The sequence below is a fragment of the Terriglobus roseus genome (genome assembly GCF_900105625.1).
GTDB classification, from domain to species: Bacteria; Acidobacteriota; Terriglobia; order Terriglobales; family Acidobacteriaceae; genus Terriglobus; species Terriglobus roseus_B.
In genome coordinates this window covers 357,843-381,701 of sequence record NZ_FNSD01000001.1, presented here as the reverse complement: position 1 = coordinate 381,701, position 23,859 = coordinate 357,843, and the positions used below count along the sequence as shown (strand labels likewise).

General features: G+C 59.2%; 22 protein-coding genes, 1 tRNA gene and 1 other RNA gene. 8 read left to right on the top strand and 16 right to left on the bottom strand.

From position 1 onward, the window contains the following. Positions 1 to 105: 105 nt before the first annotated feature. The 4 genes from BLW03_RS01500 to ssrA form a co-directional block, all read right to left on the bottom strand. A tRNA-Leu gene (locus BLW03_RS01500) sits at positions 106 to 192 on the bottom strand. Positions 193 to 306: 114 nt separating this feature from the next. After that, positions 307 to 1,371, bottom strand: a complete 1,065-nt coding sequence (locus BLW03_RS01495) for an SDR family oxidoreductase (protein ID WP_074652027.1) — start codon at positions 1,369 to 1,371, stop codon at positions 307 to 309. A 241-nt stretch (positions 1,372 to 1,612) separates the two neighbouring features. Next, entirely contained in the window at positions 1,613 to 2,722 is a 1,110-nt protein-coding gene (locus BLW03_RS01490; protein WP_139285054.1) for a DUF5700 domain-containing putative Zn-dependent protease, read from the bottom strand. 261 nt (positions 2,723 to 2,983) lie between these two features. Then, positions 2,984 to 3,338: a transfer-messenger RNA gene (gene ssrA, locus BLW03_RS01485) on the bottom strand. Positions 3,339 to 3,514: 176 nt separating this feature from the next. Here ssrA and BLW03_RS01480 point away from each other — a divergent pair. Continuing rightward, the gene (locus tag BLW03_RS01480; RefSeq protein WP_074652025.1) at positions 3,515 to 4,618 is read left to right on the top strand and encodes an aldose epimerase family protein; all 1,104 of its coding nucleotides are present in this window, start codon (positions 3,515 to 3,517) and stop codon (positions 4,616 to 4,618) included. A 7-nt stretch (positions 4,619 to 4,625) separates the two neighbouring features. Here the strand turns inward: BLW03_RS01480 and ligD are convergent, their stop codons facing one another. The 4 genes from ligD to BLW03_RS01460 all read right to left on the bottom strand — a co-directional run bounded on the left by ligD (position 4,626) and on the right by BLW03_RS01460 (position 11,147). Beyond that, on the bottom strand, positions 4,626 to 7,454 hold the full coding sequence (gene ligD / locus BLW03_RS01475) for a DNA ligase D (protein WP_074652024.1): 2,829 nt from the start codon (positions 7,452 to 7,454) through the stop codon (positions 4,626 to 4,628). A 79-nt stretch (positions 7,455 to 7,533) separates the two neighbouring features. After that, positions 7,534 to 8,559 (bottom strand): non-homologous end joining protein Ku, encoded by a 1,026-nt coding sequence (locus BLW03_RS01470; protein ID WP_074652023.1) that lies wholly within the window; start codon positions 8,557 to 8,559, stop codon positions 7,534 to 7,536. A gap of 206 nt (positions 8,560 to 8,765) precedes the next feature. Next, the gene (gene aceB, locus BLW03_RS01465; protein ID WP_074652022.1) at positions 8,766 to 10,355 is read right to left on the bottom strand and encodes a malate synthase A; all 1,590 of its coding nucleotides are present in this window, start codon (positions 10,353 to 10,355) and stop codon (positions 8,766 to 8,768) included. 3 nt (positions 10,356 to 10,358) lie between these two features. Further along, positions 10,359 to 11,147, bottom strand: coding sequence for a 2-keto-4-pentenoate hydratase (locus tag BLW03_RS01460; protein WP_083350248.1), 789 nt, complete (start codon positions 11,145 to 11,147; stop codon positions 10,359 to 10,361). 164 nt (positions 11,148 to 11,311) lie between these two features. Here BLW03_RS01460 and msrP point away from each other — a divergent pair, with 164 nt between their 5' ends. Both msrP and BLW03_RS01450 read left to right on the top strand, forming a co-directional pair. Continuing rightward, positions 11,312 to 12,274, top strand: coding sequence for a protein-methionine-sulfoxide reductase catalytic subunit MsrP (gene msrP / locus BLW03_RS01455; RefSeq protein ID WP_074652020.1), 963 nt, complete (start codon positions 11,312 to 11,314; stop codon positions 12,272 to 12,274). Between the two features lie 130 nt (positions 12,275 to 12,404). After that, positions 12,405 to 13,091, top strand: coding sequence for a protein-methionine-sulfoxide reductase heme-binding subunit MsrQ (locus BLW03_RS01450; protein ID WP_074652019.1), 687 nt, complete (start codon positions 12,405 to 12,407; stop codon positions 13,089 to 13,091). On the opposite strand, the gene BLW03_RS01445 is transcribed toward BLW03_RS01450, so the two are convergent. The 8 genes from BLW03_RS01445 to BLW03_RS01410 form a co-directional block, all read right to left on the bottom strand. Next, positions 13,088 to 13,825 carry a PIG-L deacetylase family protein gene (locus BLW03_RS01445; protein WP_083350247.1) on the bottom strand — a complete coding sequence of 246 codons (738 nt, stop codon included), beginning with the start codon at positions 13,823 to 13,825 and terminating at the stop codon, positions 13,088 to 13,090. The genes BLW03_RS01450 and BLW03_RS01445 overlap by 4 nt on opposite strands. Next, positions 13,810 to 14,592, bottom strand: coding sequence for a ribonuclease HII (locus tag BLW03_RS01440; RefSeq protein ID WP_244501912.1), 783 nt, complete (start codon positions 14,590 to 14,592; stop codon positions 13,810 to 13,812). The genes BLW03_RS01445 and BLW03_RS01440 overlap by 16 nt, the downstream gene beginning before the upstream one ends. Before the next feature lie 133 nt (positions 14,593 to 14,725). Further along, entirely contained in the window at positions 14,726 to 15,082 is a 357-nt protein-coding gene (rplS, locus tag BLW03_RS01435; protein ID WP_014785931.1) for a 50S ribosomal protein L19, read from the bottom strand. Between the two features lie 97 nt (positions 15,083 to 15,179). Further along, entirely contained in the window at positions 15,180 to 16,001 is an 822-nt protein-coding gene (gene trmD / locus BLW03_RS01430) for a tRNA (guanosine(37)-N1)-methyltransferase TrmD (protein ID WP_074655693.1), read from the bottom strand. An 83-nt stretch (positions 16,002 to 16,084) separates the two neighbouring features. After that, on the bottom strand, positions 16,085 to 16,654 hold the full coding sequence (gene rimM, locus BLW03_RS01425; RefSeq protein ID WP_074652016.1) for a ribosome maturation factor RimM: 570 nt from the start codon (positions 16,652 to 16,654) through the stop codon (positions 16,085 to 16,087). Beyond that, positions 16,655 to 16,888, bottom strand: coding sequence for a KH domain-containing protein (locus tag BLW03_RS01420; protein WP_280138039.1), 234 nt, complete (start codon positions 16,886 to 16,888; stop codon positions 16,655 to 16,657). A 206-nt stretch (positions 16,889 to 17,094) separates the two neighbouring features. Then, entirely contained in the window at positions 17,095 to 17,346 is a 252-nt protein-coding gene (gene rpsP / locus BLW03_RS01415; protein WP_074652014.1) for a 30S ribosomal protein S16, read from the bottom strand. Positions 17,347 to 17,788: 442 nt separating this feature from the next. After that, positions 17,789 to 18,634 carry an alpha/beta hydrolase gene (locus BLW03_RS01410; RefSeq protein WP_074652013.1) on the bottom strand — a complete coding sequence of 282 codons (846 nt, stop codon included), beginning with the start codon at positions 18,632 to 18,634 and terminating at the stop codon, positions 17,789 to 17,791. A gap of 63 nt (positions 18,635 to 18,697) precedes the next feature. On the opposite strand from BLW03_RS01410, the gene BLW03_RS01405 reads away from it, so the two are divergent. The 5 genes from BLW03_RS01405 to BLW03_RS01385 all read left to right on the top strand — a co-directional run bounded on the left by BLW03_RS01405 (position 18,698) and on the right by BLW03_RS01385 (position 23,804). After that, positions 18,698 to 19,408 (top strand): esterase family protein, encoded by a 711-nt coding sequence (locus BLW03_RS01405; RefSeq protein WP_074652012.1) that lies wholly within the window; start codon positions 18,698 to 18,700, stop codon positions 19,406 to 19,408. Between the two features lie 42 nt (positions 19,409 to 19,450). After that, positions 19,451 to 20,473 (top strand): ATP-grasp domain-containing protein, encoded by a 1,023-nt coding sequence (locus tag BLW03_RS01400; protein ID WP_074652011.1) that lies wholly within the window; start codon positions 19,451 to 19,453, stop codon positions 20,471 to 20,473. Positions 20,474 to 20,598: 125 nt separating this feature from the next. After that, positions 20,599 to 21,105: a hypothetical protein gene (locus tag BLW03_RS01395; protein WP_074652010.1), complete on the top strand. Its 507-nt coding sequence runs from the start codon at positions 20,599 to 20,601 to the stop codon at positions 21,103 to 21,105. A 112-nt stretch (positions 21,106 to 21,217) separates the two neighbouring features. Beyond that, positions 21,218 to 22,321: a carboxylate-amine ligase gene (locus tag BLW03_RS01390; protein WP_074652009.1), complete on the top strand. Its 1,104-nt coding sequence runs from the start codon at positions 21,218 to 21,220 to the stop codon at positions 22,319 to 22,321. 217 nt (positions 22,322 to 22,538) lie between these two features. Further along, positions 22,539 to 23,804, top strand: a complete 1,266-nt coding sequence (locus tag BLW03_RS01385) for a pyridoxal phosphate-dependent aminotransferase (RefSeq protein WP_074652008.1) — start codon at positions 22,539 to 22,541, stop codon at positions 23,802 to 23,804. Positions 23,805 to 23,859: the final 55 nt, after the last annotated feature.

Below are 23,859 nucleotides of genomic sequence, written 5' to 3'. Positions count from 1 at the left end.
GCAAACCGACACATAAACCGACACACAGACGCTTTCCGTCTGTCGCAAGCAGTATAGCCCGCCCGGTTACGGGAAGGCCATGTGGTTCATTCTAGATGTCTTGTTTGGTGCCCGGAGCCGGACTCGAACCGGCACGACCGTTAAGGTCTGCGGATTTTAAGTCCGCTGTGTCTGCCATTTCACCATCCGGGCGTCCTTCAAGTTTATCTGTATTTCGCGCAAAGGTCGGACCTGATCGAACTTCTCGATCAGGTCCGATTCGGTTCGCTGATAACCAGGGAACGCAATGGCTTGCAACAAGAGCCCTTACGGGATCAGAGCGCTCTCCCGTAGGCGTGTGAAGAGGTCGAAGAAGCTGTCATCCGTGGCCTGGTAGTCGAGGAAGCCCAGCTTGCGGCTCTTGCTCATGTCGGTCATCACTTCTATTGGCCGGCCCAGATCGGCGTCTGTGTGCCAAGGAGAGATGAGCGTTTCCAGTTTCGGTTCAGCCAGTTTGTACTTCTGCGCCATATCGGCCCAGATCGAGGCGGCGTCGGCGAGTTGTATTTCCAGGGGCGAAATCGTGTCGGGGAACGGTGCAGGGTCGATGCCAAACCAGTCGGCGATGCGTTCCCACATCCAGCTCCAGCGGAAGACGTCGCCATTCACGACGTTGAATGCCTGGTCCCGTGCCGCGGGAGTCGTTCCAGCCCACAAGAGGTGACGCGCGAGCAGCCGTGCATCGGTCATGTCGGTCAGGCCATTCCACTGTGCAGCCGAACCGGGGAACACGAAGGGCCGACCCGTTTCGCGACAGATGGAGGCGTAGGCGGCAAGCGTGACGCCCATGTTCATGGCGTTGCCGACGGCATAGCCGATGATGGTATGCGGACGGTGGACGCTCCAGCCAAAGCCCTGGCGCTTGGCTGCCGCGAAGACTTCGTCTTCCTGCGCATAGTAGAAGTTTTCGATATCAAGCCGACCCTGCTCTTCGCGGAAGGGGGTCGCGGGGAGCTTGCCCTTGCCATATGCCTCGAACGGTCCCAGATAGTGCTTCAGGCCTGTCACCAAACCAACGTGTTCAACCGAATTCGATACAGCGACTGCTGCCAAAAGGTTGCGGACCATCGCGCTGTTCACACGGATGTTCTCCGCCTCGGTCGGCTGACGCATCCACGTGGTGATATAGACATGCGTCGGCTTGACTTCCTTTAAAGCGTTAGCGAGCGTAGCCGGATCAAGAAGGTCTGCCGCGACGGCGTGGATGCCTGGAGCAGACGCCGGCTTGCGTGCCAACCCGTAGACGGCCCAATCCTGTTCGGCCAAATGCGTGGCGAGATTAAGACCAACGATGCCGGTCGAGCCGACTACCAGTGCTGTCTTCTGAGACATGAAACTCCTCTTCGTGAACCGATTGCTTGACAGGAATTAGATGGTCTGCAGGCGGCGGGAGAAGCGGAAAGTCAGTGAGTATGCGACGGAAGCACTAACGCAGGGCCAATATGTCGCGCCCTCCTGCCTGCAATTTGCAGATAAAGCAATGCGAAGGGAAATCGCAAGTCAGGCTTTGCAAAATGTCGGGCGGATGCTCAACAACGCGAGAAGGAAAATTAACGGTTGCTTCGCTCGCGCTTTAGCGAGGACAGACCTTCGGCAAAGACCTCGCGGCCTGGATCGTATTCGATCCGAGCTTCGGATGGTCATTGCCTTTCCCGTATGCCCTGAGCTGCGTGTAACGAAGAATGAATTGCTCGGGCGGAAGTTCAAGCAGAGCACTGAGACCACCAGGTCCGTCCTGATCCACGATGGCTTTGGCCATGAGATAGGCGGTGCTGTACAGGAACCCATGTCCGAAGAAATCGACGCGATATACATCGTCGTACGGCATAGCCTCGGGGGCGTTGAGCGAGATGACAGACATCTCCAGCAGAGAAGCATTGGCCCGGGCATATCTGATACCGTCTTCGAGATCGGCCTTCTGTCTGTTTGCGATCTCCGAAGTCCCGTTATCCAGTTCGGACGGTCCAGAACCCTGCACGTAGACCGCAGAACCTTCTTCGTAGAGATTCGAAAAGAGCTGCTTTGTCTTCAGGCATGCTTGCGTCGTCTTGCTCAGTCCCTCGAGAAGAGGAAGATCGCCGAAGCTCCCACGAGACGTTGCAAAGACACCTTGAATCGCATGGTAGAGCTCATGTGCCGTGGTCACTCTCGCGCTTAAGAAGTCGTTCATGTTTCCGAGATTCAGATAGAAGTCGGTCCCCCCGAATGCATAGCCTCCTCCGTCACCCGCAGCTACGATGTACCCCTGCAGCGGCAAGTCAGTTCCTTGCGGCGTGAACGGAGCAAGGCGCTTCTGGATTGCGCCTTGGAAGTTATCTGGGTTCGCGTTAATCTGCCGAATCAACGCGCGGATCTGCGGCGTCTTCTGCTTCACTATGTCGAAGTAGTATGACCTGGCAAGCGAATCCTTTGGCGCTATGCCACGCGCCGAGGCGTAGAGAGCATCGGCAAAATTCTGCGTGTTTGTGTCGAAGCCGAACTCTCGCGACTTACGTATCACGCCCTGATTGCCAGGCATCGCCGCGATTCTGAGGCATTCCTCGCGGGATAACGCGGGATTCTCTAAGGCAGTAAGAACGGCTGTCGCGGAATCTGCATTCATCGCTACGACGACTGCCTTCGCATTGCCCATCATCAAGGCGAAGACGACGATCGCCATAATCTTCATTGCTGACCGTTTCATCGTTTTGGAACGCCTCCGGAGCCGGAACGGCCTGGCCTCTACTCAAGGATCGAGGAGCCAGCGGAGACGTTTCTTGTCAAAAGAGAGCACATTTTGCAGAACATCATCCTCGATGGAGATCGACGCGCGGACCAGCAGGAGTACGTTGTCGACCTGCCACGTCAACGCGCATGCGGAGCTGCAGCGCCATTCATCAAACAACAACGGGCCGATCGCCCCCGACTTGAATCGGGGAGGTGTGAAGCGCAGATTGTAAGGAAGTGGTGGAGGCGGGGAGAATCGAACTCCCGTCCGAAGAAACCAACGACAGAGAGCTTTCATGCTTTTTCCTTGTTCATTTTTGTCTCGTCACCGGAACTTAGAACGGACGAAGATGCGCCGGCGACCAGTCTGATCGATCTCGTCATTGCCGTACAGACGGAACAGCTTTGACCAGCCTACTGTGCGACGATCGGTACAGGCCCGTAGGCGAAGCTTGAGCGATCGGCTGATTAACTAATTAAGCAGCAAGAGCGAACTGAGGTTCGGCACTTATAGTTTTGTGAGCGATTACGGGTGTCCACACCCCGGCATGCCTCTCTGCCACAAGCAACCCCGTCGAAACCATGACGCCCCCACTTGGTGGAGCAGCTTCGAGCGTTGCAAATGCAGCGCTGTCAAAGAACTGATATCAGTATAGATCGTCACAGTGGGACATACCACTGAATACACACGGCGTCTCGCGGGACGGAGCGTTGGCGGTTATACTTCGCCGGTGCCGCGATTACAGCGGTGGAAGGCAGGAACCGGACGATGAAACATGCGATTGCGCTGCTGGCGCTGGGATTGATGGGTATGAGCTTAGAGGCACAGGTATCCAAGGCTTCCTTCGGATCCACGAAGGATGGCAAGGCGGTCGACATTTACACGCTGAAAGACGCCAGCCTGGAAGTAAAGATCATCACGTACGGCGCGCGGATCCAGAGTATCCTCGCACCGGATAGCCACGGCAAGACGGCAGACGTTGTGCTCGGTTCCGCAAATCTTGACGGCTATGTCAATGATGGTGGCACCTACTTTGGCGCGGTCGTCGGACGTTACGGCAATCGCATCGCGAAGGGCCAGTTCACGATCGATGGCAAAACCTATCACGTCCCCATCAACAACAATGGTCAGTCGCTGCACGGCGGCACGGATGGCTTCTCCGCGCGCGTATGGACGGCGAAGATTATTCCTGAGGGCGTCGAGATGACGCTGGTTTCGCCCGATGGGGACCAGGGCTACCCCGGCGAGCTCACCGCGCATGTTCGCTACACGCTGCAGGGCCATGCTTTGAAGATTGCTTACAGCGCCACCACGACGAAGTCCACGGTGCTGAACCTGACGAACCATTCCTACTTCAACCTGGGCGGTGAAGGGAATGGAACCATCGTCAATCACAAGATCCAGATTGACGCGGACCGCTATACGCCGGTCGATTCTGTGCTGATCCCCACCGGCGATCTGCCGCCGGTTGCTGGCACGCCCTTTGACTTCCGCACGCCGCACGTCATCGGGGAGCGCATCGATCTGAAGAACGATCAGTTGAAGCTGGGCGGTGGCTACGACCACAACTGGGTCCTCAACGGCAAAGCCGGTGTGCTGCATACGGCCGCAGTGGTCAGCGATCCGGGATCAGGCCGTACTCTCACCGTTTCGACGACGGAGCCAGGCGTTCAGTTCTACACCGGCAACTCCATGAAAGACGGCGTGAATACCGGCACTGGCGGAATGAAGTATGTCCGTCGCGGCGGCTTCTGTCTCGAGACGCAGCACTTCCCAGACTCGCCCAATCATCCGGCGTTCCCGACCACATTGCTGAAGCCGGGTCAAACCTTCCAGTCAATGACGGTCTTCACCTTCGGCGTCACGAAGTAATCGGCGCTCAGGAGCGCTTCGTCTTCCCGGCGAAGCGCTCCAGCGCGTCCTTTCTGATCTTCTGTCTTACCAAGAGCATGGCATTCCAGGGATCGCTCGCTAGCCGGTGCCGCCACTCTGCGAAGTCCTCAACCGTGAAACGCGGCCGTTCTTTGCCCGTCAGTTCCTCCCATTCCAGCGGAACGCTAACCGGCAGCCCAGCCCGGGCGCGCATGCTGTAAGGCGCCACGGCCGTAGCGCCTCGCTCATTCCGCAGGTAGTCCAGGTAGATCTTGCCGGTCCGAGCAGCCTTCGACATCTTCGACAGGTAGAGCTCCGGACGCGCCTTCTCCATGGCCTGAACCAGACCATGCGCCCACGCCTTCATCACCGCGAAGTCGTGCTCTGGAGCGATGGGGAAGCAGACGTGCAGTCCCTTGCCGCCAGTTGTCTTCACAAAGCTCTTCAGCTTCATCGCATCCAGCAGGCTGCGAACTTCCAGCGCTGCCTCGCACACCGTGGACCACGCCAGGCTCTCATCCGGATCCAAGTCAATGATGATGCGATCGGGCTCCTCCAGGTGCTCATTTCGCGAGCCCCACGGATGAATCTCCAGCACGGACATCTGCGCCAGGCCTGCGAGAGCCTCCGCATCGTTCAGCGTGATGTACGGTTCCGGTGCGCCACCTTTTTTGTCCGCTACCATTACTGAGCCGACGCCCTTCGGCAGCAGGTGGTTGACATGCTTTTGATAGAAGCACTGCTTCGACGAACCTTCTGGGCATCGCACCAGGCTCAGAGGTCGGTCCGCGATGGGCGGCAACATCTGCGGCGCGACGGCCCATAGATATTCGGCAAGTTTCTGCTTGGTCACGCCGCTCTCGGGATCGACGATTTTGTCGGGATGCGTGAGCCGAATGGCCGGCATCGGCGAGCCTTCGTTTGACGGGGGCAGTGAGCCTTTCACCAGTGCGATCTTCTGGTCCCGTACGCTGACCTTCGCAGCTTTCGGGAGAGGCTTCTTCGGTGCCTTCAACTCTGCAAGATCAGCCTTCACCGGCGATGCAGCTATCTTGTGTTTCGCTGACGGTGGCCCCATCTCGCGCCGCACTTCGTCAGCAGCTTTGTCTTCGCGCAGACCTTGATACGAGGCTTGCCGGACCTGTTGATCCGCGGTCCACGTCGCGAAACGGACCTGTACGACCAACTTCGGCTTGACCCAGTGCGCGCCGCGTCGACCTTCTGCACTGATTGCCGCAAACGGCATCGTCTTCTGCTCCAGCGCATCGAGCTTATCGCGTAGCATCTTGTGGATCTTCTGCGTAAAGCCGGTGCCGGTACGGCCCGCATAGATCAGCTTTCCCGCGTCGTCGTAATAGCCCAGCAGCAGCGAGCCGATGCCTCGTGTGCCGTTCGACAGATCGACCCATCCGCCCACGACGAACTCCTGTTCGTGGACGCACTTCGATTTCACCCATTGCGCACTGCGGCCCGGGGAGTAGACTCCGTCCGCTCGCTTCGAGATGATGCCCTCCGCGTGCAGTTCGCAAGCGGCATGAAAGATCTTTGTGCCGTCGCCGACAAGATCTTCGCTCATTCGAACGTCGGCATCACCGGTGACGAAACTTTGCAACAGCGCCTTACGTTCGCGCAGCGGCAGGTTTCGCGGGTTATGCCCATTGATATGCAGTAAGTCGAAGACAAAGAAGGTGAGCGGATGTTTTTCGTTCTTCTCAAACGAAGCCTGAAGACGCGCGAAGCTCGAAAGGCCCTTGTCATCCAGCACGCACACCTCGCCGTCAAGGAGGGCATCCTCCACCGGAAGCTTCTTCACGGCCTCTGCGATGGGTTTCATGCGGTGCGTCCAGTCGAGCCCGCTGCGTGTATATAGTTCCACGCTGTTGCCATGCTTCCGCGCCTGCACGCGGTAGCCGTCAAGCTTCAGTTCATGCATCCATTCATCGCCAGCCGGTGGTGCCGTTGTCTCACCCGCAAGCTGCGGTTTCAGGAACTCCGGCAGCCGCTCCCTGGGCAGCTTCTCGATCAGGCTGAAGTCAATCGCAGAGGCAGCCGCGAGCTTACCCGGGCCTTTCGCGGCCGGCTTGCTCGCTGATCTCACGGCAGCTTTTACACCCGTGGATGCGGTGTCGGCGTCACGTGCACGGTCCCGATACCAGGCCTGGCTTTCGCCGGCGGTCTCCTTGCTGTTCCACACATGGGTGCTGGCGGTGGCAATCTCTTCGAGCGATCGATCCGTCACTGCCGAATTCGGCATCTCTTCCGTGATGCACGGGTCGTCCGGGCCGCGCTCGAATTCATCATGCTCCTTGATGAGGAGCCAGTTTGGCTTGCCCCCCTGCGCGGCCTTGCCACCCATGCGGACCAGCGTCCAGTTGCCGTGCATCTTGGTGCCGTTGATGCCGAACTTCAGCGAGCCTTTGCGCAGGCCCTCCTCAACATCGACGTGAGGCTCCCACGTCCCCTGGTCCCACACCATCACAGTACCGCCGCCATACTGGCCCCGAGGAATGATGCCTTCGAAGCCGCCGTACTCCATCGGGTGATCTTCCACCTGCACGGCCAGCCGCCGGTCGTGCACGTTGTAGCTGGGCCCCTTGGCGACGGCCCAGCTCTTCAGGACACCATTCCAGCCCAGCCGAAAGTCATAGTGGAGCCGCGTAGCAGCGTGCTTCTGAATGACAAAGGGCAGCGCCTCAACCGTCTTCCACTTCGCTGCGCCGCTGGGCTCCGCCGTGACCTTGAAGTCGCGCATGGAGCGGTAACGAGCAAGCTGTTCGTCAACAGCATCGCCCGCGCTGGACACTGCAGAGTTCGTGGCTTTCTTCGCCTTTGCCATGGGTGTTTATGATGCTTGAGTTTGCCAAAGAGAGAGGGTGCGACCGAAGCCGCACCCTGTGTGTGTCGTTGCCGGTATCCTAGGCCGACTTATGCCGGGGCGAAGCCTTCGCAGGCTTGACGCTTGCCGATGCTTTCTTGCGTTCCGGAGTCACCTGATCGCGACGCGGCATCTCGGTGACCGTGCTCTTCTTTGAAGACTTCTTCGTCTCGGTCTTTGCAGCCGTCTTCTTGGTTCCGGGAGGCGGCGCGTCAGTCTCGTCATCCGCATCGGCTTTGCCAGCGAGGCTACTACGCAGCGCATCCATCAGGTTGACGACCTTCGCGCGCTTCGGTGCTGGCTCTTCCACAGGGATCGGTTCGTTGTGGACCTTTGCATCGACGAGTTCCTTGAGTGCAACCTCGTAGCCATCCTTGTAACGCTTCGGATCGAACTTCGCAGTCTTCTTTTTGATGAGCTGCTGCGCGAGTTCCAGCTGATCCTCTTCGATCTCCACCTTGGGAATGCTGGCGAAGTACACGTTGGGATTGCGTAACTCTTCCTGGTAGCGCATGGTGTACGCCATCAGGCCGCGGCCCTCGTCGTCTTTGCTGGCCATGATGGCAACGACGTGCTCGCGTCCGGCAAAGGCAATCTTGCCGATGCCAACCTTGCCGGCCTTGCCCATTGCTTCCCGGACCACGGCGAAGGCCTCCGCCTGCGCATCCCCATCGGGAGCGACGAAGTAGGGCTTCTCAAAGTACGCGGGATCGATCTCGCTCTCGTCGACAAACTGCTCAATGGAGATGGCATGCTTCGACGGCACGCGGAGATTGGCAATTTCGCTGGGCTCGATCATCACGTACTGGCCCTTGGCGTATTCGTAGCCCTTGACGATATCGTCTTTACCGACGGTCGACGATGCCTGGGACTCGTCCTCACCGCTGCCACCATCGTTCTCCTCAAGCGAAGACGCCAGCACCTTCTGGTGCCGAACGCGCTCGCCGGTGGAGCGGCTGATCTGGTGGAAGCGTATCTGGCTCTTTGCTTCGGTGGCGACGAAGAACTTCACCGCGAATGAGACGAGCGAAATCTGGATGGTGCCTGACCAATATGGACGAGCCATTGCGATTACCTGCTCCCTGTGTACCGTTGTGTGATTCTTACGGGGCAATGGCAGGATGTATCGCAGGCACAGCGATGTCAATGCCGTTACTGACTGGTGAATACCCGACTGGTCAACAAAGGCTGGCGCCCTGTGGGTTAGGTTCTTCACGGCGTTGTGTGGAACCCACGTCTCAGAATCGAGACGCAGGGCAGCCATCTCTTCCCCTATGCCAGGCCTTCTTTGAGGACCGAAGCGTAGGCGGGCAGCGTCAGGAAGTCCGCGAAGCGGTCGCTGCGGACGAGGTCGCGCATCATCGTCGCCGCGCGCTCGTAGGCTGCAAACCGCTTCGCATCCACGGTCGGCTTGGTCTTGCCCAGCTCCTCGTCAATGATGGTGTCGACAAGGTCAGCCGTAACGGCCCGGCCATCGGCGAGCGTCGCATTGTGATGAACCCACTGCCAAAGCTGCGCACGGCTGATCTCCGCAGTGGCCGCATCCTCCATCAGGTTAAAGAGCGGCACACAGCCGATGCCGCGCAGCCATGCCTCCACGTAGCCTAGACCCACGGCGACGTTCTGCCGCAGACCGGCTTCCGTAATCTGGCCGCTCGGGATCTGCAGCAGGTCATCTGCGGTGACCGTGTAGTCCTCAAGCTTCTTCTCAATCTGGTTCGGTCCCGGCATCAGGCGGTCGAAGACCTCCATGGCGATTGGGACGAGCCCCGGGTGAGCAACCCATGTGCCGTCGTGACCGTCGCCGGCTTCGCGCTCCTTGTCCGCGCGAACTTGCGCCAGCGCACGCTCATTCGCCTCAGGATCGCTCTTGATCGGGATGAACGCGCTCATGCCGCCCATAGCGCTGATCTCGCGGTGGTGGCAGGTTTTGATGGCAAGCTTCGAGTACGAACGCATGAAGTGCGTCGCCATCGTTACTTGTCCGCGGTCAGGCAGCAAAATGCTCTTGTCTGCCGCGAGCTTCTTGATGAACGAGAAGATGTAGTCCCAGCGGCCGCAATTCAAGCCCGCAGAATGATCTCGAAGTTCGTAGAGGATCTCGTCCATCTCGAAGGTTGCAAGGATTGTCTCGATCAACACGGTCGCACGTACCGAACTTTGCGGGATGCCGAGGTGATTCTGCGCGAAGACGATCACGTCATTCCAGAGCCGCGCTTCCAGGTGCGACTCCATCTTGGGCAGGTAGAAGTACGGCCCGGAGCCGCGTGCCAGCAACTCTGCCGCGTTGTGGAAGAGATACAGACCGAAGTCGAAGAGGGAACCGCTCATCGGCTGGCCGTCGACAGTCATGTGCTGCTCTGGCAGGTGCCAGCCGCGTGGCCGTACGAACAGGACTGCGGTTTTCTCGTTCAGCTTGTAGCTCTTACCGCTTTTCGGGTCTTCGAAGGTAATGTTGCGGCGGACGGCGTCACGCAGGTTCGCCTGGCCCTCCAGCAGGTTCGTCCACGTTGGCGTCGTGGAATCTTCAAAGTCCGCCATGAAGACTTTCGCACCGCTGTTCAGGGCGTTGATAACCATCTTGCGCTCAACGGGCCCGGTGATTTCGACGCGACGATCCTGCAGGTCGGCTGGGATCGGGGCGCAGCGCCATGCAGCCTCTCGAATTCGGGCCGTCTCCGGCAGGAAGTTCGGTCGCTCGCCCGCATCCAGCCGTGCCTGGCGCTCGATGCGCGCTTGCAGTAGTGCAAGGCGTCGCTCGTTGAAGTTGTGATGGAGTTCGCCGAGGAAGGCAATTGCCTCTGGCGTAAGGATCTGCTCGTCCGCTGCGGTGAGCGGTGTTTTAAACGCAATGTTCGGCATGGCTTACAACTTCTCCGTCGCGAATTGCAGACTGACGCGCCCAGCATGGCTGAAGTTCGCGACAACTTCTGTGCCATGCGACGTCCAGGTGACGCCGGTCCAACTGCCAGTGGTGATCCAGTCGCCGCGCTTGAGGCCGCCGGTGCGCTTCGATCCTTCATTCGCCATGTAAACCAGTAAGCGGATGAGGTCGTGGCCGCCAGGGTTGGAGCCGGTATTCTCCACGCGGATCGCGCCGTCTGCAGAAAGCGTGACCTGCTCCTGGGACCAGTCGATCGTCTGCCAGTCCCGTACCGCAGGGCCGGCGACGAAGCCACCGTGCATCTGCAGGTCGGCCAGCATGCACTCGCGCGAGACAACGGTGGGATCAGTGAAAGCCGACTCCAGGATCTCAAGCGCTGGATGGCAACTCTCGATCGCTCCGAAAACTTCGTCACGCGTGTAGGGGACATCGCGGGGCGGTAAGGCAGTGCCGATGCGGAAGCAGATTTCCGCCTCAACGCCGCGCAGCCGATGGTTATCGCCACGGAAGAGTGCGCCGTTCTCGCCCATCCATGCTGCAGGCATAGGAGCGAAGAAGGGCTGGTGTTCTGGGCCGCGTGCTCCAACCTTGTATCCGCCAATGGGGCGGTAGGCTTCCACGATGGCGTCCTGTACGGCAAACGCCTCGGCTTCGTTGGCGGGGTGCAGATCTGCGGGGAGGTCCGGGATCGGTGAGGCGGTGCGCCGCGCTGTGAGAAGTATGTCCGCGGTCTGCCGTAAAACTGCCTCGCGTGCTGCCGGAATCGTCATGAATCTACCTTTCGTGGTGCGAATACCCACGCACAAGTCTTTCGCAATGTGAGGCTGGACGCAAACCGGTGGTCGCGCCCGCACGTCATACTAAGACGGCGCAATGTTCTGTTGCGAACTGGGGATGTCAGCGAAAGCTGCGTGAGAAGGAAGAGGTAGGGCACATGCTGATTGGCAAAGCACCGGAGTTCAAGTCGTCTGAGATTACGCCGCGCGAAAGCTTTTTGAATCGGCGAAACCTGATCTTCGGTGGACTGGCAGCAGCGGGCCTCGCATACGAGTGGCACCAGAAGATGCCACCTCTGTTTACCCCCACAGTCCACGCCGCCTCCAAGCTTCCGACGGTCCCCGGTCAGGCGCCCGCCATAAGCGACGCCATCACGCCACAGGGAAAGGCAACCAGCTACAACAATTTTTATGAGTTCGGCACGGACAAAGCGGACCCCAAGGCAAATGCGGGCAAGCTGAAGCAGCGGCCTTGGACCGTCAAGATCGAAGGTCTCTGCAACAACCCTAAGACGGTCGACATCGACACGCTGCTGAAATACAAGCCGCTGCAGGACCGTACCTATCGCTTCCGCTGCGTTGAGGCCTGGAGCATGATCATCCCATGGGTAGGTTACCCGCTGGCGGACCTCATCAACTTTGCGCAGCCGAAACCTGAGGCGAAGTATGTCGAATTCTTCTCGTTGGCTGATCGCAGCCAGATGGATTTGCCCGGTGGCTTCAACTGGCCCTACACCGAGGGCCTTCGCATGGACGAGGCGATGCATCCACTGACGCTGCTGACCTTCGGTGCCTATGGGCAGACGCTCGAGAACCAGCAGGGCGCACCAGTCCGCGTGATTGTTCCTTGGAAGTATGGCTTCAAGTCCGCCAAGTCAATCGTCCGTATCCGCTTTACGGACAAGCAGCCGGTGACGACCTGGAATGACATCTCCTCGTCGGAGTACGGCTTTTACTCGAACGTAAATCCCAGCCACGATCATCCGCGTTGGAGCCAGGCACACGAGCGCCGCATCGATGCCAGTGTCTTCCCGCGCACGGTCGCTACACTGCCGTTCAATGGTTACGGCAACGAAGTGGCCTCGCTGTACAAGGGCATGGATCTGAACAAGAACTATTAACACGGCGCGTGGGCCGCCATGGGCTCGCTTCAGAGTCTGTGTGGCGGCCCATACGATCTAAGTCGAACTCTCTCGCCCGATTCACTCAAATTCGGCGGCCCTGTCCGAGAATCCTTTCCATAGCGAGCCCATGTCCAATCGCACGATCAAGATCCTGAAGCCCTTTGTCTTTCTGCTTGCCCTGGCACCTTTCTTCGGCATTCTGTGGAGCTTCCATACCGACCAACTCGGTGCCGATCCTGTGCAGAGCATTACCCACTGGACCGGTGACTGGACCATCTGGATGCTGCTGATTTCTCTGGCAGTCACGCCGATCCGCCGTCTGTCGCCGAAGCTTGCGTGGCTTATTCGCTTCCGCCGGATGCTGGGCCTGTTCGCGTTCTTTTACGCAACGCTGCACCTGCTGACCTATGTTCTGCTTTTCAGCGGCTTCGATCTGACGGGTGCGCTGGATGCTGCGCGCCAAGGACAGTTCCATGTGCTGCGTGAGGATTGGGTTGCTGTCTGGCCAACGATGGTCGAGGACGTGGAGAAGCGCCGCTTCATTCAGGTGGGTCTTCTGTCGTACGTCATTCTGCTGGCACTCGCACTGACGTCGCCGCAGCGAGTGATGCGCAGCATGGGTGGCAGGCCGTGGCAGACGCTTCATCGCATGGTCTATATCGCCGCGATTTTCGGCGCGATTCACTACTGGTGGCTGGTCAAGAAAGGCGTACTGGCGCCATGGAAGGACACGGCTGTTCTTCTGGTACTCCTGCTGGCGCGGCCCGCCTATACCTGGATGAAGAAGAAGCCTGCAGTGCGTGTCGCTGCCTAATCTTCGACGATACCGTCGAACATGCTCTGTGCGAGCACAGCGGCCTGGGGAGTCAAGGTTCCAGCAAGCGTGTAGTGCTCCCGGTCGCCGAATTTCTCCCAATAGGGGCGGACCTTTTCCATGACGGCCAGTTGCGAGGTGTGCTCACGGAAGGCAGCAAACTTGACCTCTTTCACCGTTGATACATCCAGTTCCACTGTCCACGGCGCCGGGAGCTGCGGCTCGCGGTCTGCCAAGGTGAACTCAGTGCTCTGGTGGAAGAGGCGCTGGGGCGCGTGCGGTGGCAGTCCAAGATCAGGGAAGCGCTTGGTGCGTGCCGACCAGTGGAACGCAGCGCTTGTGAAGCAGCTGACCATGGTGTGGTCGGCGTGCACATTCAGCGATCCGTCCAGACCGAAGGTCAGTACGATCTGCGGCTTCCACGTGCGCATGCGCTCGACGAGCTTTTTCGCTACGCCATTCAACTCTTCGAATTCGAGCCGGCCGTCCTGGTAGTCCAGTGTCTCGTGCTTGGTTACGCCGAGTACCTCGCAACTCCGTGCGAACTCGTCACGACGCATGCGGCCCAGATCCTGCCCATCTGCGGAATCGCCGCGATTGGTCGCAGCCTGTCCGTCGGTGAGGCAAACCACGTAGGTCTCGTAACCAGCTTTCGTTGCCAGAGCCAGGGCCCCGCCAAAGGCAAAACACTCATCATCCGGGTGGGCTACGACGCACATCAGGCGCTTTGGCAAGGTTCGAACTCCTCCTGTAACTCTGCTTCGTCGAAGAGCAGTTCCGTCATAGCCACGGCCTGCTCCAGCGCTTCATCACCGAAGAACCTGGCAACGGGCGCGAAAGACTTACGATGCAACGGCGTAGGTCCGTGCTCTTCTAGTGCGCGGCGATGTTCCGGCGTGGCATAGCCCTTGTGTGACGCAAGACCATACTGTGGGTGCGTCAGATCCCATTCACGCATTTGCGCATCCCGGTGCACCTTTGCCAGCACGGACGCAGCGGCAATGGAGACCGAGAGGGAATCACCGTAGATCAGCTTCGTCTGCGCGCAGGAATGATCGATGCGCATCGCGTCAATCAGAAGGTGATCCGGGACGCAGCCGAGCTGCTCCACCGCCAGGCGCATCGCCAGCCGCGATGCCTGATAGATGTTGATCCGATCGATGGTCTCAGCGTCGACCTCGCCGACTGCAAACGCAATCGCGCACTTACGGATTTCGTGATCAAGCTGCTCACGTTCTTCGCGAGTCAACTGCTTGCTGTCGCGTAAACCCAGGCGTTGCAGCCTTGTGGTGCGCTCCGGCAACACAACCGCCGCGGCGACCACGGAACCGAAAAGAGCTCCTCGTCCAACTTCGTCCACACCGGCGATGCAGCAAAAGCCGTGGTAACGCAGTGCCTGCTCGGGTGCGTCGGAGCAAACAAGGTCGCGCAACATCTGCTGCTTGGTCTGCCCTTCCGGGATCATCGGGCGCTTGCGGCGCATGGGGAGGGGAATTTGCATGCTTATTATGCCAGTGTACAAAGCGCAGGGCGATCTTGAAATGTACCGGCCCAAATGGCTCTTGATGAATCTCCGGCACAAAGGGAAACGAGCGCCCGAAGGCGCTCGTTCCAGTTTGAGGCGGAAAAGAAGCTTAGGCGGTACGGCCCACTTCGCGCAGACGAGCAGCCTTGCCGCGCAGACCGCGGAGGTAGAACAGCTTGGCGCGGCGTACTTCGTACGAGCGAACCTTCTCGACCTTGTCGACAACCTTCGAGTTGAACGGGAAGATACGCTCCACGCCCTGGCCGAAGCTCATCTTGCGAACCGTAAAGGAACCCTGGGGTCCGTTCTTGCGGGCGATGCACATGCCCTCAAATGCCTGAAGACGCTCTTTGTCGCCTTCCTTGATCTTTACCTGCACGCGGACGGTGTCGCCGGGAGCAAATTCCGGAAGGTCGGTGCGCTCGAGCTTAGCCGCGAGCTTCTGCATGATGGGGTGAATCGACATGATGCTGTTTCCTTACTTAGAGTCGTTGTTCAGTTTATCCCAACTGACGCCAAAAAACCATATTGGACGGGCGAAATCGCATTTCCGTTTGAGGGAATCAGTCTTGGTTCAACTTAGCTGCTTTTCGAAGGCTTTCCAGGTAGCGGCGTTCTTCCTTGGTTAGAGGTGCTTCTGCAAGCAGGTCTGGTCGATTCTGCAGCGTCTTCTGAAGCGCCTGCTGCCTTCGCCAGCGGCGAATGGCAAGATGGTCACCGCCCGAAAGGACCTCTGGAATACCGACGCCGCGAAACTCCGCGGGCCGAGTGTAGTGTGGGTAATCAAGCAGACCAGCAGAAGCTGCTACAGCCTGGGGCGGGGCATTCTCATCGCGGGCAGAGTCATGCGCGTGGCCGAAGCTCTCGTAGTGCGCCGAGTCAGGATTGCCCAGAACACCGGGAAGAAGGCGTGTCACCGCATCGACGATAATGGCGGCCCCGAGCTCTCCGCCTGAGAGCACATAGTCTCCAATCGAAAGTTCGCGGTCACAATGCATTTCATTCACGCGCTCGTCCACACCCTCGTACCGTCCGCAGATCAGGACGATCCGTTGCATCGACTTCAGTTCATGGGCCACCGCCTGCGTGAAGCGTGAGCCCTGTGCGGAGAGGAGGATCACGGTCTCGCGAGTAGTGTCGCGAACGGGTTTGGGAGAGATTCCGAGGGACTCGATCGCTTCGGAGAGGGGCTCAGGCTTGAGGACCATGCCTTCGCCGCCACCGAACGGACGGTCATCCACCGTGCGGTGACGATCATGGGTGAAGCTGCGCAGATCGACCGTTCCGATTTGCGCGATGCCCGTGATCAAGGCGCGCGCCACGACGCCGTTGCGGAGCGTGCTCTCGAAGAAGTCAGGAAAGATGGTCACGATATCGAAGCGCAAAGGCTGCTTCGGTTCGGGTTCGATCGTGATATCGGGCACGGACGGCATATGGCTATTGTTTCATCGCTGGCATTGCCCCAACCTTAGCCGTTCATGTCGACGAGCCCGTGGGGGAGCTGCATCTCGATGCGCTTCGCGGTGATGTCGATCTTCGCCACGAAGTCGTTCGCGAAGGGGATCATCACTTCATCGCCGTTGGCCCGCGTTACGACGAAGATGGCCGCGGCCGTTTCGATTCGCTTACCCTGCGGATCCTGGGGAAAGTGCATGTCGTCGACCGTGCCGATTTCCGTTTCGCCATCGGTTAAAACGCAGCCAATCAGATCGTTCACGTAATAGGTTTGATCGTCAAGCGCAACTCGTTCATCAGCCGCGATTTGAACTTCTGACTTGCCCAGATCCTCTGCCTCTTGAATCGATTCAGATCCGCGGAGTTTGAGAACAATTCGACCGGCACTGCGACCGACCGGCATCCAGTGGTCTTCGACGAAACCGTCCGTCCGGAGGCCCCCGGGGGTAAGCAGCGAGACCTCTGGGCGATCTTTGAATTGATCCGGAAAGTCCGTGAACAGATCACACAACACTTCGCCTCGGCGGCCCTGGGGCCGGACCACGCGTGCCAGCGTCACCCACTCTTTGGAGTTCTGTGTCATCTATTCCGATTTCACGTCGAGGCTGAAGCGGTGCTGCAGCTTGCTACCGGCAGCGCCAAGGATAGTTCGCAACGATCGAGCGGTGCGGCCCTGCTTTCCGATCAGCTTGCCCAAATCGTCTTCTGCCACGTACAGGCGGATAACGGTCTCAGAATCGAAGCTTTCGGCTTCCACTCGGACCTTTTCGGGCTGGTCCACCAGTGCGGTGGCCATCCCGGAGATCAAGTCACACATTTGCTGCACAGAGCTGGGTGGGGGAGTGTCCGTCATACGTACCTTGGGGTGAACTTAGAACTGCTCTTCAGGAAGAACGTACCTTTGGAGAAAAATCGTTTCTAGAGCATAAACGATCTCTTCCACGACGAAGTATCCAGATAGCAAAAAGCCACGCTGCAATCGCGCCATGCGATCGAAACGTGGCTTTAAACGGGAAAGGAGAGTTACGCTGCGACGGGCTCAGCTGCCGCAGGTGCGTTCTTCACCAGCTTGGCAACGATGTCCGACATCTGTGCTCCGACGCTGGTCCAGTAAGCGATGCGATCATGCTTCAGGTCGACCGTTGCAGGCTCCGTGCGGGGATTGTAGGTACCAACCACTTCGATGGAACGGCCGTTGCGGGCGCGATCCTTCTCGATGACAACGATGCGATAGTACGGCTGCTTGGTGGCGCCTACGCGCGCCAGACGAATCATGACCACTGGTTTACTTCCTCACTCTTAAAAGATGTCTCGGTTACCCCGTCCAACGGGGCCAACTGCCGCGGCAGAGATTCTGCCGGCCGGGTGAAGCAACGGCGCGCAGCTCTTTCCAACCTATCTATTGTGGGCCATTTCCGGCCGGAACACAAGGCTGCTGATGTACCTGCGGAGGGTCAGGCTGTAATTCGACCTACGATCGCTGCCGCAGGAAGGGTGCCGGCCGCCCACTCTGTCCGGCTCCATTGCGGAAAAGGGTGGGGCATCGCGCCGAGCGCAATATCTGTGGCGGTTCTTAGCTCAGGCCGGGTCAGCTGAGTTGGAGGAGAACGTCTGGCAGCGTGGAAGCTGTCCCGCTGATGCGCGATACCCCCACCCTTTTCCGCAAGAATGGGGCACCCGGCCTGATGGGTTACCCGGCGTGATGGGTTGTGCGGTTCTAAAGCGCGGGGAACAGGAAGCGCAGGACTTCGCCGAAGCGGTCGGCCCAGGCCGTCTCGTTATGGAGAGCACCGGGAAATTTCTGGTATCGAAGGTCACGACCCTGCTGCCAGCCCCTGGTCTGCAGCAGTTGCGACAGCAGGTCAGCGTCGCGAACGTGTCGCAGGCCCTCAGCCGTGCCCATGTCCAGCCAGATGTTCAGCGGCAGCGTGGTCCTCAGGGAACGAACATCGCGCAGGATCGTACGGTTATCCCACCAGATGGAAGGCGACAGAACACCAATGCGGCCGAAGACTTCCGGGAAGCGCAGACCGATGGCAAGCGAGATCAGTCCGCCCAGTGACGAACCTGCGATGCCTGTATGTTCCGGCCCGGCGAGCACGCGATACTCTTCGCGCAGCATCGGCAGCAGTTCCTCGGTCAGCATGCGTGCGTAGAAAGGGCCGCGACCGCCGCCGAGCCTGGCGTCCGCCGTTGGCGTGTACTCCGCCATGCGGTCCGCGCCGGTATTCGCCACGCCTACCAGGATCAACGGTTCGACCCGGCCCGCTGCGATCTCTTCGTCTGCCGTGCTGCCGGCTCGCCAGGTACTACCTTTCACATAGGACAGGTCGCCGTCGAACAGGTTTTGTCCGTCGTGCATGACCAGCAGGGGAAAGCTTCGCTGCGGCTCTTGCAGGTACGCCTCGGGCAGGTAGAGAAAGATGTCGCGTGAGTTCGGAAGGAATTTCGATTCCCAGTCACGGATGCGGACGTAGCGGCCCTGCGCCTCAGCGTCCGCCAACATGGGTCCTGGCACGGTCAGATGTGTGTCAGTGTCGGGCTGGGAGGCAACGAATTCCATGAACTAAGATTCCTTCGAAGAGTAGCAGAGCGCGAGCACGGTTTTACCGGAGGCCACCCCACCATGCACCGTGAATACCACGTCGACCAGTCTGCTGCGCTTGGCCGTCCCATGGAGCGGCTCGTCTTTGGCCATGACGGTTTACCTGTGATTGTCTTTCCCACGTCCTGCGGGCGCTTCTACGAGTTTGAAGACCAGGGCATGGTCGCGGCCATTGAGGGTGAGATCAATCGCGGCCATATCCAGTTGTGGTGCGTGGATTCCGTGGACGCGGAGAGTTGGTACAACACGAACGTAAGCGGACGGTGGCAGATTGCACGGCATCTGCAATATGAGCAGTACATCATGCATGAACTGCTGCCGCACATTCGTTACAAGAACTGGAACCAGATGATCGCCATGGCGGGATGTTCCTTCGGTGGCTTTCACGCGGCCAGTATGGCGCTGCGCCACCCGGATAAGATCAACGCCATGCTGTCGATGGGCGGTGCCTTCGACCTGGCCCGCTTTCTGAACGGGCACTATGACGATGACGTGTATTACACGCTGCCCATGGACTTCCTGCCAAACCTCAATGATCACTGGTATCTGGATAAGTTCCGGCACAACACCTACGTCCTGGCTACCGGGCAGCACGATCAGTGCTGGAACGACAATGAGCGCCTTGCCGCGATCCTGCGAAGTAAAGGCATTCCCGTTCGGCTGGACGTGTGGGGCGACAACACCGGGCACGACTGGCCGTATTGGCGACGCATGCTGCAAACCTATCTGTGACCGCGTGACACCATTTCTGCATCCACAACGTAGGAGATCAGCATGAAGAAGATCGGCATCCTGTTTGGCATGGAGAATACCTTCCCCCAGGCATTCGTGGACAAGGTGAACTCCATGAACGTGAACGGGATCACGGCAGAGTTCGTTGCGATTGGACCGGTGAAGGAAGCCGTCTCCTGCGGCTACTCCGTGATTGTGGATCGCATCTCGCATGATGTTCCGTTCTATCGCGCCTACCTGAAGAACGCTGTGCTGACGGGCACGCACGTTATCAACAATCCCTTCTGGTGGTCTGCCGACGACAAGTTCTTCAACTACGCGCTCGCCGCGAAACTGGGCGTGGCTGTGCCCAAGACGGTGATCCTGCCCAGCAAGCAGATGCCGCCCGACACGAACGACATCTCCTTTCGGAACCTGCCGTACCCGTACGACTGGAAGAGCGTCTTCGAGTACGTTGGCTTCCCGGCCTTCCTGAAGCCGCATGACGGTGGCGGTTGGAAAGATGTCTTCCACGTTCATGATGAGCGCGAGTTCTTTGAAGCCTATGACCAGACGCGCACTCTCTGTATGACCCTGCAGGCCGCGGTCAAGTTCCGCGAGTACTTCCGCTGCTACGTCGTCGGACAGAAAGATGTGCGCATCATGCCTTACGACCCATCGCGTCCGCATGCGGAGCGGTACGTGATGAACCCGCCGACCTACGATCCTGCGCTGCTTGCACGCGTCGAGAAGGATGCACTGACTCTGTGCAAGGCGCTCGGGTATGACCTGAACACGGTCGAGTTTGCAGTAGAAGACGGCATTCCCTATGCCATCGACTTCATGAATCCCGCTCCGGATGCGGATCGAGTCTCAGTTGGCGAAGAGAACTTCAACTGGATTGTAGAGAAGGTCGCAGAGCTTGCTGTTGAGCGGGCGCTGGCGAACGAAGGAGCTCCGCCGGAATTGCGCTGGTCGTCGTTCCTCGGCTACCAGTCTCCGTCAACAGCATCAACACCTTCAGAGAAAGCTGAGCCGAAGGCCGCCGCGACAAAGGCTGTCCGGCAGAAGAAACCGATCAAGTGATGTCTAAGGATACGAACAAGACCGGGTGCCCCATTTTTTCGTGGCTTCATCGCGAAAGAACGGGGTATCGCGTGATACCCCAGCCTTTGCTTCGCAAAGAATGGGGCACCCGGCCGCGGTGGAGGTTGCTGTCGTTACTGCTGCTGGGTGGGATCGCTTCTGCGCAGCAACAGACCGGAGCTCCAGCGGGGATCGCGGTGCCGCCGCCCCCCGAGCCCGCCGTGACTTCACCGTCGGTGGACGTGGCCCCGGACACTCGCGTTTTTCGCGTTCGACTGATGGACGGACGGAACGGGCAGCCCATTGCGAACGGTCACGTGAAGCTCTGGTATGACGAGCCATCGGGCGCAGGCTACGAGCTGGCTACGGGGGCGCGGGGAGTCGGGCTGATGCCGGCGCCTGTCGGCGACCCGCTGCGAGTGATTGTCACCACGCTTGACTACAACGACTGCCGTAGGCCGGCGCGCTATGCCCCACCGCAGGGCTACAACATGGCCGAGATTGCAAAGTCGGGCCTTGCAGCAGAGAACGGTTGCGGCACGGTCGCCGTCCGCCCACAGCCCGGCGAACTGATCGTGTTTGTCCGGCCCACGCGCTGGTACGAGAACCTGAACCGCAACTCCGGGAACTAAGGCGCGGGGCGTCGGCGCGGTTTGCGATGCTACTCTCGTTTTCACCCGCGACCCGTTTGACTGGCAAGCCCCAAAGCCACTCAAGGTACCGTCCGCGGCATCGGAGTTTGCTATGCGACCCTCGTTCACGCTGGGCATTGAAGAGGAGTACCAGACCATTGACCCGGTGACTCGCGACCTGCGCTCACACGTGGCGACGGAGATGCTGGAAAACGGCAAGCTGCGGCTGGAAGAGCGTGTGAAGGCCGAGATGCATCAGTCCGTCATCGAGGTCGGAACGCGCGTCTGCCAGAACATTCACGAGGCTCGCGAGGATCTTTACGACCTGCGTCGCAACATGATCCGCCTGGCCGAAGAGAACGGCCTGGTGCTGGTGGCCGGCGCGACTCATCCTTTTGCCGACTGGCGCAACCAGGAGATCTATCCGGATCCGCGATACGACAAGGTTGTTGAGGATCTGCAGTTGGTCGCGCGCGCAAACCTGATCTTTGGCCTCCATGTGCATGTGGGCATCGAGGACCGCGAGGCGGCGATCCGCATCATGAACTCTCTGCGGTACTTCCTGCCGCACATCCTTGCGCTTTCAACCAATTCGCCGTTCTGGCTGGGGATGGACACAGGTTACAAGAGCTATCGCGCGAAGGTATTCGAGAATTTCCCGCGGACGAATCTCCCGGACAGCTTTGCCTCCTACTCGGAGTTTGAGAACTACGTAAACCTGCTGATTAAGACCAACAGCATCGACAACGCCAAGAAGCTTTGGTGGGATGTTCGGCCGCATCCGTTCTTCAACACGGTGGAGGTGCGCATCTGCGACATTCCCATGCGCGCGGAGGAGTCCGTGGCGATCGCCGCTCTGATCCAGGCGACCGCGATGAAGCTGCACTGCCTGCACGCGAATAATGTCGATTTCCGCCAGTATTCGCGAGCGCTGCTGATGGAAAACAAGTTTCGGGCAGTTCGATATGGTTTGGACGGTAAACTAATCGACTTTGGAAAAGAAACGGAAGTTCCCGAGCGCGAGCTGATCGAGGAGTACCTGCACTTCATCGACGATGTGGTCGACGAGCTCGGATCACGCAACGAAATCAACTACATTCGCTCGATGCTGCAGAACGGCAGCGGCGCGGACAGGCAGTTGAAAGTCTGGCGCGAGACGAACGATCTGCGCGCAGTGGTGGACTACATGGCGTCCGAGACTCGCGCGGGACTGTAGGAAACCTAACGTTTCCAGACGGCTGCGAAAAAAAGTTGTCTGCGGTTGCGCATTCGCGAAGAATTCACGCTATTGTGAAGGAAATCCCCATGCAAAATTGCCGTCCTGCATGGCGATTCCAAGCTTCAGTTCCACGTTTTCTTGCAAACGCAAAGTCGCGTCGTGTCGCCGACGTGTACCTCGATTCGTTCACCGCAGTCTCACTGAGGAGAGTCGTATGGATTTGAAGAACTTCGCTTCCGCCCAACAGTATTTCTCACGCCGTTCCTTTATGCGCACCGCTGGCATTGCTTCGGCAGCAGTGGCATCCATGCCCGCATTCGCGATGCAGGCTGCACCGGCAGCGCCGCAGACCGGCCGCCGTGGTGGCGGTATGGGCGATGACATGGGCGGCGGACGCGCACCGCGCGATCCCAATACGGTCATCATCTCTTCGAACGAGAACCCGCTTGGACCGGCTCCGGTCGCTCTTGAGGCGATCAATTCCGCCGCCAAGAAGGGCGGACGTTACGACCGCGAGTACTCGACTGCGATGACGAAGGCCATCAGCGACCAGTTCCAGCTGAAGCCGGGCTACGTCCGCATCTACCCGGGTTCGGGCGGACCGTTGGATCTCGCCCTGTACTCAAACATTGGACCGGACAAGGCGCTCATCCTGGGCGATCCGTCCTACGAGCAGGGTTTCCGCGCTGCACAGACCTGTAAGGCGAAGTACATCCAGGTGCCGCTGGACAAGAAGACCTACGCGTATGACGTGAAGGCCATGCTCGCTGCTCATCCGAATCCCGGTGCGTACTACATCGTGAACCCGAACAACCCGACCGGCACCATCACGCCGAAGTCGGATATCGAGTGGCTCGTGAAGAACAAGCCGGCTGGTTCGGTTGTCATCGTCGATGAGGCTTACCACCACTTCTCGACCGAAGATTCCGTCATCGACATGGTCGCTGCCGATAAGGACGTCATCGTTCTGCGCACGTTCTCGAAGATCTACGGCATGGCAGGCGTTCGCGCCGGCTTCGCCTTCGGACGCCCTGACCTGCTGGCAAAGTTCGAGACCGTTACCTCGAACAACCGTCAGATCGGTTCGATCTCGCTGACCTCGGCCGCAGCCGCAGCCGCCAGCCTGAACGACCCGCAGCTGGTTCCGCTGCGTCGCAAGATCAACAAGGACACGCTCGACGCCACGCTTGAGTACCTCCAGAAGAACAACTATGCCTTCATCCCGGGCGCCCAGGCCAACATGTTCATGGTCGATGTGAAGCGTCCTGGTGCTGAAGTGCAGCGCGCGATGCTGGGTGAGAAGGTTGCTATCGGCCGTGTCTGGCCGATCTACCCGACCATGGTCCGCGTCACCGTGGGTACGCCGGACGAGATGAAGAAGTTCCAGACGGCCTTCACCAAGGTCATGAACACGCCTACCGCTCCGGTGGCTGCTCACCTGGACATCAACGACATCCCGCACGAGCTGTACCGCAGCTAACCCTGCCTTCACAGGCGAAATGGAGAACCCCGGCGATTTACGCCGGGGTTTTCCA

Bases quoted from the DNA above. Each gene is read 5' to 3' on its own strand.
- BLW03_RS01470 (WP_074652023.1), bottom strand. From the start codon at position 8,559: ATGGCTCGTCCATATTGGTCAGGCACCATCCAGATTTCGCTCGTCTCA.
- rimM (WP_074652016.1), bottom strand. From the start codon at position 16,654: ATGACACAGAACTCCAAAGAGTGGGTGACGCTGGCACGCGTGGTCCGG.
- BLW03_RS01400 (WP_074652011.1), top strand. From the start codon at position 19,451: ATGAAGAAGATCGGCATCCTGTTTGGCATGGAGAATACCTTCCCCCAG.
- BLW03_RS01460 (WP_083350248.1), bottom strand. From the start codon at position 11,147: ATGACGATTCCGGCAGCACGCGAGGCAGTTTTACGGCAGACCGCGGAC.
- BLW03_RS01420 (WP_280138039.1), bottom strand. From the start codon at position 16,888: ATGTGTGACTTGATCTCCGGGATGGCCACCGCACTGGTGGACCAGCCC.
- BLW03_RS01490 (WP_139285054.1), bottom strand. From the start codon at position 2,722: ATGAAACGGTCAGCAATGAAGATTATGGCGATCGTCGTCTTCGCCTTG.
- BLW03_RS01405 (WP_074652012.1), top strand. From the start codon at position 18,698: ATGCACCGTGAATACCACGTCGACCAGTCTGCTGCGCTTGGCCGTCCC.
- BLW03_RS01450 (WP_074652019.1), top strand. From the start codon at position 12,405: ATGTCCAATCGCACGATCAAGATCCTGAAGCCCTTTGTCTTTCTGCTT.
- rplS (WP_014785931.1), bottom strand. From the start codon at position 15,082: ATGTCGATTCACCCCATCATGCAGAAGCTCGCGGCTAAGCTCGAGCGC.
- rpsP (WP_074652014.1), bottom strand. From the start codon at position 17,346: ATGATTCGTCTGGCGCGCGTAGGCGCCACCAAGCAGCCGTACTATCGC.
- BLW03_RS01495 (WP_074652027.1), bottom strand. From the start codon at position 1,371: ATGTCTCAGAAGACAGCACTGGTAGTCGGCTCGACCGGCATCGTTGGT.
- BLW03_RS01410 (WP_074652013.1), bottom strand. From the start codon at position 18,634: ATGGAATTCGTTGCCTCCCAGCCCGACACTGACACACATCTGACCGTG.
- ligD (WP_074652024.1), bottom strand. From the start codon at position 7,454: ATGGCAAAGGCGAAGAAAGCCACGAACTCTGCAGTGTCCAGCGCGGGC.
- aceB (WP_074652022.1), bottom strand. From the start codon at position 10,355: ATGCCGAACATTGCGTTTAAAACACCGCTCACCGCAGCGGACGAGCAG.
- BLW03_RS01440 (WP_244501912.1), bottom strand. From the start codon at position 14,592: ATGCAAATTCCCCTCCCCATGCGCCGCAAGCGCCCGATGATCCCGGAA.
- BLW03_RS01390 (WP_074652009.1), top strand. From the start codon at position 21,218: ATGCGACCCTCGTTCACGCTGGGCATTGAAGAGGAGTACCAGACCATT.
- BLW03_RS01480 (WP_074652025.1), top strand. From the start codon at position 3,515: ATGAAACATGCGATTGCGCTGCTGGCGCTGGGATTGATGGGTATGAGC.
- BLW03_RS01385 (WP_074652008.1), top strand. From the start codon at position 22,539: ATGGATTTGAAGAACTTCGCTTCCGCCCAACAGTATTTCTCACGCCGT.
- msrP (WP_074652020.1), top strand. From the start codon at position 11,312: ATGCTGATTGGCAAAGCACCGGAGTTCAAGTCGTCTGAGATTACGCCG.